General features: G+C 40.3%; 10 protein-coding genes and 1 pseudogene. 6 read left to right on the forward strand and 5 right to left on the reverse strand.

The window, feature by feature from the left end:
- Positions 1 to 231: 231 nt before the first annotated feature.
- The 6 genes and pseudogenes from RTL34_RS11260 (at position 232) to RTL34_RS11280 (ending at position 4,538) form a co-directional block, all read left to right on the forward strand.
- Complete coding sequence (locus RTL34_RS11260; RefSeq protein WP_312116978.1) at positions 232 to 444, forward strand: GntT/GntP/DsdX family permease; 213 nt, start codon at positions 232 to 234, stop codon at positions 442 to 444.
- A 38-nt stretch (positions 445 to 482) separates the two neighbouring features.
- On the forward strand, positions 483 to 1,625 hold the full coding sequence (locus RTL34_RS11265) for a glycerate kinase (protein ID WP_312116979.1): 1,143 nt from the start codon (positions 483 to 485) through the stop codon (positions 1,623 to 1,625).
- A gap of 126 nt (positions 1,626 to 1,751) precedes the next feature.
- Positions 1,752 to 1,835, forward strand: a pseudogene (locus tag RTL34_RS11570) (IS5/IS1182 family transposase); the annotation flags it as partial.
- A gap of 166 nt (positions 1,836 to 2,001) precedes the next feature.
- Positions 2,002 to 2,580 (forward strand): TerD family protein, encoded by a 579-nt coding sequence (locus tag RTL34_RS11270; RefSeq protein ID WP_188875545.1) that lies wholly within the window; start codon positions 2,002 to 2,004, stop codon positions 2,578 to 2,580.
- Positions 2,581 to 2,647: 67 nt separating this feature from the next.
- A complete protein-coding gene (locus RTL34_RS11275; protein ID WP_312116982.1) occupies positions 2,648 to 3,250 on the forward strand; it encodes a TerD family protein in 603 nt (200 codons plus the stop codon).
- An 82-nt stretch (positions 3,251 to 3,332) separates the two neighbouring features.
- Positions 3,333 to 4,538 (forward strand): S1 family peptidase, encoded by a 1,206-nt coding sequence (locus RTL34_RS11280; protein WP_312116985.1) that lies wholly within the window; start codon positions 3,333 to 3,335, stop codon positions 4,536 to 4,538.
- A gap of 430 nt (positions 4,539 to 4,968) precedes the next feature.
- Here the strand turns inward: RTL34_RS11280 and RTL34_RS11285 are convergent, their stop codons facing one another.
- The 5 genes from RTL34_RS11285 to RTL34_RS11305 all read right to left on the reverse strand — a co-directional run bounded on the left by RTL34_RS11285 (position 4,969) and on the right by RTL34_RS11305 (position 8,994).
- Complete coding sequence (locus RTL34_RS11285; protein ID WP_312116987.1) at positions 4,969 to 6,048, reverse strand: helix-turn-helix transcriptional regulator; 1,080 nt, start codon at positions 6,046 to 6,048, stop codon at positions 4,969 to 4,971.
- Between the two features lie 145 nt (positions 6,049 to 6,193).
- Positions 6,194 to 6,679: a DUF1643 domain-containing protein gene (locus tag RTL34_RS11290; RefSeq protein ID WP_203172500.1), complete on the reverse strand. Its 486-nt coding sequence runs from the start codon at positions 6,677 to 6,679 to the stop codon at positions 6,194 to 6,196.
- Between the two features lie 89 nt (positions 6,680 to 6,768).
- Positions 6,769 to 7,626, reverse strand: a complete 858-nt coding sequence (locus tag RTL34_RS11295) for an SIR2 family NAD-dependent protein deacylase (protein ID WP_312116989.1) — start codon at positions 7,624 to 7,626, stop codon at positions 6,769 to 6,771.
- Positions 7,627 to 7,657: 31 nt separating this feature from the next.
- Positions 7,658 to 8,398: a hypothetical protein gene (locus RTL34_RS11300; RefSeq protein ID WP_312116990.1), complete on the reverse strand. Its 741-nt coding sequence runs from the start codon at positions 8,396 to 8,398 to the stop codon at positions 7,658 to 7,660.
- 20 nt (positions 8,399 to 8,418) lie between these two features.
- Positions 8,419 to 8,994, reverse strand: a complete 576-nt coding sequence (locus tag RTL34_RS11305) for a PP2C family protein-serine/threonine phosphatase (protein ID WP_312116992.1) — start codon at positions 8,992 to 8,994, stop codon at positions 8,419 to 8,421.
- Positions 8,995 to 9,071 lie beyond the last annotated feature (77 nt).

Consider the following 9,071-nt stretch of genomic DNA (forward strand, 5'->3'; position numbering starts at 1 on the left):
GGTTTAAAGGAAAATTTTGTTCATACTGTTTAAGGTCGTGCTGATTTTTTATTTGCTGGTTCATCGTGTCAAAGTCCTTTTTAGTCTTAAATTAAGTGTCGCAATACGTCAAAATTGCCTCTAGAAAAAATTGCCTCTAGAAATAATACGGTATGTCAGTCAAAAGTTCTGGTATTGTTTCGTACATATTTGCTACAGTTAGCTGATGTGATGGACAAACTCAGTTAACTCATGAAACGACGGGAAAAAAGATGTTCCGATGATTGTACTATTGGGGCAGGCGCGATGACCGTATCCCATGCCAACGATAGCTATTTTTGGGTTGTCAGTCAGTTTAGTCGTATGAGTGTGCCACAAGCCTATAAAGCACATACTGTCGCTACAGGTATCCAAGGTGTCGTTAGCATGGTGTTTATCTGGTTATTATCGATTATTCTGCTTTAAGTCATACCCTGTCATAAAATAACTTTAGGAAAAGCACCGTGAAAATTGTCATTGCCCCAGATTCATTTAAAGAAAGTCTCACTGCCAGTGAAGTATGTGATGCCATTGAGACAGGATTTGCCACTGTTTTTAAAGAAGCTGACATCATTAAAATCCCAATGGCAGATGGTGGTGAAGGCACGGCTGCTGCGCTTAAAGAAACGCTGTCTGGCGAATGGCAACGTATCATTGCACATGACCCTTTGATGCGCCCGATTGAGGCAAGCTATGTGCTACTGCCCAATCAAACTGCCATTATTGAGATGGCAAGCTGTGCTGGCTTGCACCTGCTGACACAGTCAGAGCGAGACCCAGGTATCACGACCACTTATGGCGTGGGTGAAATGCTAGTTGATGCGATTGATAAAGGCGCAAAACATATTATCCTAGGTATCGGTGGCAGTGCCACCAATGATGCAGGTACAGGTATGCTAAAGGCCTTGGGCTATCGTTTTTTGGATGCACAGCACCATGAGCTTGCACAAGGCGGTAAAGCATTAGCGGCATTGGCGTTTATTGACAGCCGTGCAGTTAGCGATAAAATCGCTGATATTAGTATTACCGTCGCCTGTGATGTGACCAATCCATTATGTGGCAAACTCGGTGCTAGCCATGTGTATGCCCCGCAAAAAGGGGCGACGCTAGACGATATCGTTATTTTAGATAATGCACTTAACCATTTTGCCAATATTGCCCGCCGTCAAAATTTCCCCGATAATCGTCATGAAGCAGGCGCAGGTGCCGCAGGTGGTTTGGGTTTTGCGTTAATGACGTTTTTATCGGCAACACTGACTGGCGGATTTCAGCTGGTAAGTGAATTTAGTAATCTTGAGCAAATGATTCAGCAAGCAGATTTGGTCATCACCGGTGAAGGGAAGATGGATTTTCAAACCTCCATGGGCAAAGTAGCATCAGGCGTGCTATCACTTGCCAAAACAGTTAATGTGCCCGTTATCGCCATTTGTGGCGTGGTCGATGACCCACACAGCCATTGGAAAGACGATGGTTTTACAATCGCGATTCCCAGTATTCAAACTTTAGGCTCGCTTGATGAGGCACTTGCTTTAGCAAAACAGAATGTTGAAAAGACTGCCTATAATATCGCGATGGCGATGCAATTGGGTCAACAGTTAAACCGTTAGTATTTAGCCCTATAAAGATGCTCGCATGTTAATTGGTTGCGCTAATAAAATAACAATGACCAACAACAATGCTGTGGGATAGTTGACTTGAAGAACATGCCTTTATTTTCCATAGCTTTCGCCACACGGCGACTAGTCAAGTCGCTTTTAAATACGAGCCTTCAATTTACCAGTCTGGCTTTCCTTACTTTATTATTGAAAAGATTGTGAGGAAGTTCTTACTTAATTCATTTTTAAGTTTCTAAAAAAATATAATGATTAAAGCGTTAAAATAACGAATAGAACTTTGACTTTATACCGATAATTGTTTAATTTGATAGAGAAAAACATCATCAAATAAATTTGGATAATACATACTATAGTATAGGAGAGCCAAATGGCCATTTCACTCAATAAAGGCGGTAACTTATCCCTGTCAAAAACAGATCCTACCCTAACACGGCTATTAATTGGTCTAGGTTGGGATGAGCGTGCCACATCAGGGGCAGAATTTGACTTAGATGCCAGCGTATTTTTGCTTAATAATATGGGCAAAGTACGCGGCGACCATGACTTTATTTTTTATAACCAACTAAAATCTGACAACGGTGCAGTTGAACATACCGGGGACAACCGCTCAGGGGCAGGTGACGGTGATGACGAAGTGATTAAAGTCAACCTGTCACAAGTACCAGCCGATATTGAAAAAATTGCTGTCACTGTGACCATCCACGATGCCCAAGCTCGTAATCAAAACTTTGGTCAAGTATCTAATGCCTTCATCCGTGTGGTCAATGAAGAAACAGGGGCAGAGGTAGTACGGTTTGACTTAGCAGAAGACTATTCCATCGAAACTGCTATGGTATTTGGCGAAGTCTACAAACACAATGGCGAATGGAAATTTCGTGCGGTGGGTCAAGGCTATGCAGGTGGCTTAGCAGCTATGTGCCAACAATATGGCGTAAATATCGGCTAAATCGGATTTCAAGCAGCAATTTACCATTAAAATAATGATAAAAACTCATTAAATAAAGGATATGAAGATGGCGGTTAGTCTACAAAAAGGGCAAAAAATTTCACTCGATAAAGAAGCAGGCACGGCACTGAATCGGATCAAAATGGGTCTAGGGTGGGATGTTGCATCCACCCCAAAATCCGGTGGCTTTTTGGGCAGTCTATTTGGTGGCGGCGGTAGTAATGATAGTATCGATTTGGATGCATCTTGCATTATGTTTGACGCGAGCAAACAGCCCATCGATGCAATTTGGTTTGGTCAACTGCAGTCAAAGGACGGTAGTATCGTTCATACAGGCGATAACCGCACAGGCGCAGGGGATGGCGATGATGAAGTCATCAATGTCGATTTATCTCGTATCCCTGCTCATGTACAGTCACTGGTATTTACTGTGAATAGCTTTACGGGTCAAACGTTTGAGAAAGTTGCGGGTGCGTTTTGTCGTATCGTTAATGCCGGCAATAATAGCGAAGTGGCTCGGTATAACTTATCAGCTCAAGGCAGTCATACCGCGCTGATTTTAGCAAAGATTTATCGCCACAATGGTGAATGGAAAATGCATGCCATTGGTGAAATTGCCAGTGGTCGTACCTTTCATGATTTGATGCCGGCCATTACACCACATGCCTAACGTCTAATTGTAGATAACGATACCCTATTTGCTGTCAATGGGGTATTTTTTTATTCGGATAATAAAAAAATAAGGAAACACGATGCCAACTTTGGTACTTGGGGCAAATACGCCTATCCCCCACACGCCTTGCCAAGTGACAGTAACTAGCCAAAATGCTAGTCGTTTTGGGGTTGAGATGGGCTGCGTTTGGATAGCGATGGATGCGAGTCGCCGAGCAACTACCAGCCCTGCTTATCTGCATGAAAGCAAAGACTGGGCAGCAGTGAAAGTCGAGAGTGAGAAAAGCCATGTTTGGACATTAGACTTAGCCCATGTGTTTTCACAAAATCAAACCCAGCATCTGCAACTGATCGTGTATGCTTACCAAGACGCGAGTGTGATTGCCCCAGCTGTGGAAGTCAATGATCTGGGTATCAAAGTCCTGGGTATTAAAGTCGCTAGCGATATTGACTATGCGTTTCATACCCCAGAGCGCCATATCAAAGCCAGTATTGTACTGGAGATCTATCAGCGTAATGGGCAATATAAATGCCGAGCACTCGCGGAAACATCTAGTCAAAGTCTAGCCAATTTTGCCGAACGTTTACAAATCAGCCTTGACGCCCGTTACCCTAATAACATGACCACAGGCAACGTTTTGCAATCCATACCAGACAACAGACGTCCTCGCCCTCAGCCAGGTGAAACTTGGACTGGGACGGCTTTTGCGATTGACCCCTATCATTTGCTCACTTGTGAGCATGTGGTGGACGGGGCAACGCAAATCGCACTGCGTCAACAAGGCCATCCCGATATGGAATGCCAAGTGGTTCTGGCAGATGAAGGTAGTGATACAGCGTTACTTAAAGTCAATCAGCCTTTACCAAGTTATCTGCCCGTGCGAGAACGTGGCTATGATTTGCTGGGTGAGCAGATTACTACGCTTGGTTTTCCGCTAACAGGTCTTGGTAGCCAATTACAAGTCACCCAAGGCAATATCGCAGGGCTACAAGGCATTGGCAATGATATTCGTTTTATGCAGTTTACTGCGCCAATTCAGCCTGGCTCAAGTGGCAGTCCGCTCCTGCTTCCCACAGGCGAAGTCGTCGGTATGGTTACCCATACCATTGCCAATACCCAAAACATGAATTATGCAGTCAAATATCAATTATTATCCGCGCTTTTGACCAGCTGCGGTCTTAATGTGAGCGAGCTTACTCACAATATTAGCCAAACACCGCTATCCACGCCTCAGATTACCAAACAGAGTAAATCTGCTTTGTGGTTAGTTGGCTGTGGGGTATGAAAGATTTGGCTGTGGGTTAAAAAAACCCGACCTTGGCAAATTTTCGGCGCTAAAATTCCACCTAATTACCTTAAATGACTTTAAGGTAAAATCCCTGAAACTACAATGGTTACAGGGATTTTTTACGATGTATTTAAAGTCATTTAATATCGGTTTATTTCTTCAAACTCTGATATTTGTCACGTAAAATGAGATATTTATGCTACATATAGTTCATCGATCACGTAGATTGCTTTAGGAATAGCAGCTTTTTCGCCAATATTTTGTTGGCTTTACGATTAAATTGAGTAGTTATGGATGATACTTATAAATGACATAAAAAAGCATATTAATCTTAAATCATTAATGCAAAATTAGTTCTATTTTGGTTTTTAATTATCACTAATTTGAAATTATTTCAATTTTAATCTAAAACTACTATTTGATGATCTTATTTGGCGTATTGATTCAGTCCATCCGTCAATCTATCAATAATAATTTCTCTGAGCTTAACAGGCTCAATAACTTCTGACGTATGCGACATACTGATCAGCCAATCCTCTAGCCTTACGGTATTCATCACGGTCGCTGTAAGTAACAAGTTTTCTTCATCCAGCTTTTCTAACGTCTGATCGTTTGACAGCGGTCGCTCAGTCAGATGTTGGGCAGCAATATGATTAATTTTAAGCCTTAATATAATTGGCTTTCCTCGCTGCGTTAAATGGGTTTCAAGCACGCCCTTTCGACTTAATTGTTCTAAACTTAATTCATTCACCCAATTGGGTATTGTTTCTTCTAAAATCTGTACGGATTGGATGCGTATGATGGCGTAATTTCGATTGGCATCTAAGTAGACTTTTTCAGGCGTCGATATACTTTCCTCTACTTTGTAAAAAGCAGTTAGGTAAATCATATTATCAATAAATATTAATCCCCTTGGATAAACCCACCGTGTAACAGGCTCATTTGCCCATTTTGCTAGATAACTTATTTTTAATCTTTTACCATCGATGATCGCTTGATGAATAGTTTTTAGAATATGCTCGTCATATTTAGGCGCTTGCAATAAACTTGGTATCGTAAATAGGTGGTTTTTCCATTGCCCAAGCTGACTAATTTGATATTGCAGATTTTGATGATTTTTTACATTCGCAATCTTGGCAGTTAATTTATTGTGAATATTTTTAGGTAAGTAGTTGGCAGTGAATTTATCAAGCATTTCCCAAAAAAATAGGTTTTCATTGTCATAGCTATCTAGGGTAAAGTTGGGGTGAAGGTAGTATTTTGGGGTTTTACCTGCGATTGACCCTTCTTCCCATGCTGGCATACGACAAATAGAGTTGTCACCAAATAAAGAGTATAAAGAAAGCAAATCTTGCTCTAGTAGTTTGGCTCGGCTTTTGGCTTTGTCGCCTGTGGGGTTAAACCTGGTTAATAGCTCGCTTAGCGTTTTGGCGTTTTTTTCGCCTTTGGGTAAATATTGATACAGTAAAATCAAGCGTTCGCCACGGTTTTTTTCCATAATATTCATTTTATTTGCCTTCCAATATAAAAGGCGATTACCGTTGGTTGCAGCCAATGGCTTAGGTTTTGGGAATTTCTTAGATTAAAAAAAATAATGAATTAATAATAAATTATTAATATCTTAAATTTACATTTGTCATAATCTATTCAATTTATAATTCACCAGAAATAATATAAGGAATAAGTTGAGCAGAACCATTTACATATAAGGGGTGTTTAGGTTCACCAGATTGATTAATTGCTAAACAATACAAATCATTGCCTTTTAACATTTCTAGAACTTCATTTGATCTATTTCGAAAAGCACCATTATTGCCCCAACAAACTACTATTCTTTGAACTTTGTTGCCAAGCTCTGCCAAAAATTTATTATTATCATCGCCAACGGGATTTTCTTCATTCATCATCATTCCTGAATCAGTCGATCTATAAGCGAATAAATTCATCATATAAAATCCACCAAAACCCCACTCCTCACAAAATTTAATACATCGTGAGATTGTTTTGTCGTCAAATTCTCCATCGGCAGTTGAAGGATTTAATCCAACAAACCCAATCAAAGGCTTATTTTCATCCCAAATTCTCCAAAGTGAGTATCTATAACGTTCACATGAAGATATATCTGCACCTTTTTTCATAATTTAAGATCCTCTTAAAACATATTGTATTTATTTAAACTACTCTTCAATAAATGATATCATCAAACTAATATCTATAAAATATTTTTCTAGCTTGAAATTAAAATTTCATTTAGCAACATCAGACCCTCCAACGCCCCCACACTCACCCCAAAACAATTACTCTTATTAGGCACTTGCGGTTCTCGTATATTGACACGCAGTAGACTCACCGACTCGTTAATTGAATGATTTACTAACCGCTCACCAAAATTTCGCACGCTCGGCACAGCTGTCCCTGCCCCCAATTCAATAATGGCTAGATTGTTAACTTGCTTTAGCCAAGCCATTAACTTCTGCTCTTTTTCGTCTTGCATCTGCGATTGCCAATGCCAATCGCTAAACATCAAGATATTGGGGCGCGCCATTCCGCCGCAGTGCGGACAAAAGGGAAAATCATTGATTAATTGACAATGATATTCATCAACAACAGGCACAAAACTATCGGCTGACCAAATATCACGAGTACAGTTGTCTAGACATTGCAACCAATGAATGGAGCCATGACATTCAAAAACCTTATCATCGTCAAATCCGACCTTTTGGAACTCACCATCGACATTACTGGTAAACACAAATGAGCCGTTTTTAAGATTGGGTAATGTTTCTGACCATTTTTTAAGTAGATGAAAACCTTGATGCGGTTCGACTGCTCGATACGCATTGAGCCTCAAACCATAAAAACCCCAAGCCAATTTTGGATTGGCGTGGAACAGTTCTGGCGTCGCCATATCGACAAAGCTTTTGCCAAGGTGCTTTAGCGGTGGATAGGCTTTCCAAAATCCTTGGTCACCTCGAAAGTCAGGCAAACCTGAATCGACCCCCATCCCTGCGCCTGCAGTGATGAGTAAACCATCAGCTTGTTTAAGGTGTTCGGCAAAATGGGTTAACTTGGTTGTATTATCCATTTTTATTCCTTTGCTGTTGTCGTCTGAGATACTATTTAATTGAGTTGCCTGCTCTTTGAGTTGGATTAGTGGTTTTCATCGGTATATCGTCTTCTATAATAACTGGCTCAATATCATCTTCTTTATCGGCATAAACCAAAAACATACAGATACAACAACCCTGCTCACCTTTTTTCCAGTAATCAAACTCATGAAAGAAACTTAACTGATAAAATGTAGTCGCATCATTAACCATTAAATTTTTATCTATTTGTTGGATAATAAAATCTTGCTGCTCACAACCAAAACTAATATCCGCAAACATATTAATCATCACGTTTTTAATCGGATAGTTGGATGATAGTCTCTGTAGTTTTGAGATAAACTGTTCACATGCTAAAGCCACGCAATTTTCACCACCTGCTACACCATGTAAAAATTCAATATTTTTGTTACCAGAAATTGCCCATTTTACTTCGTCCCAACTCATACCAATGATGCCACTACCGCTATGTAGTCGTTGAAATGCTTGCATAACTAAAGGCACTTCATTTAGTGAACACAAGATGACATTATCCGCAAGTTTTAGGCAATCATAATCTTTACCAGTGCCATTAATCGCAATCAAATAATCCGTTTGCGCCTGTATCCGATAGCGTTGCAAATCTGCCAAATCAACCTCATCACTCGCCACAAAAAAAGTGACTTCATTTTTGCCATTGGCAATTTTATGTGGTTCATATTTATCGACTTTTACAATGTCACTATCAAGTACTGATGAATTATTTTCCATTTCACACACGCCTTTTTTCTTTAATGCTCATCAAACCTTACTAAAATTGCTGTTGCGTTATCATACGCACGACCTTCAGAGGCATAAATCTGCTTACGTAACTGTTTAAGCCATGCTTGCAAATCGGTATGCTTATCGATACTTTGCCATTTATCGCAAGGCACTAAGTCATGTACGCCATCGGTACATACCACTAAGCAATCATCTGATGAGACCTTTAACGTTTGACTGTCAAAAGTAGGCATTGGATTGTTGTCTAAGTCACTATCGGCAATCAAACAATCGGTTAATGCATACATAGGACTTGCCATACCGTCTTGGTTATATTCGCCAAAGTCGGCTTGGCGATTTTCATTTTCCGCTTTTTCATCAATCAATTGATTGATTAGATTATGGTCACTGGTGATACAGTGCCAAGTTTTTGTGGCAGCTGAAAAATAATAAACTCTACTGTCACCGATGTGTTTGATAACGATGGGCGGATTGGTTTCACTGGCTTTAGCAAGTGGTCGATAGACTAGGGCAAGCGTCGCGGACGCGCCATAAAAGCGTTTTGGTAGGGTTGCGACTTTTTCATAAATCTTTGAGATATCCATGACAGCCGATTGATTTGAATTGTCTAAGAACCTGTTCACGATTAAAAAATATGCTAGGATAAGCTACATAATCAATT

It is taken from the genome of Moraxella sp. CTOTU47915, from assembly GCF_031986685.1.
Taxonomy (GTDB): Bacteria; Pseudomonadota; Gammaproteobacteria; order Pseudomonadales; family Moraxellaceae; genus Faucicola; species Faucicola tetraodonis.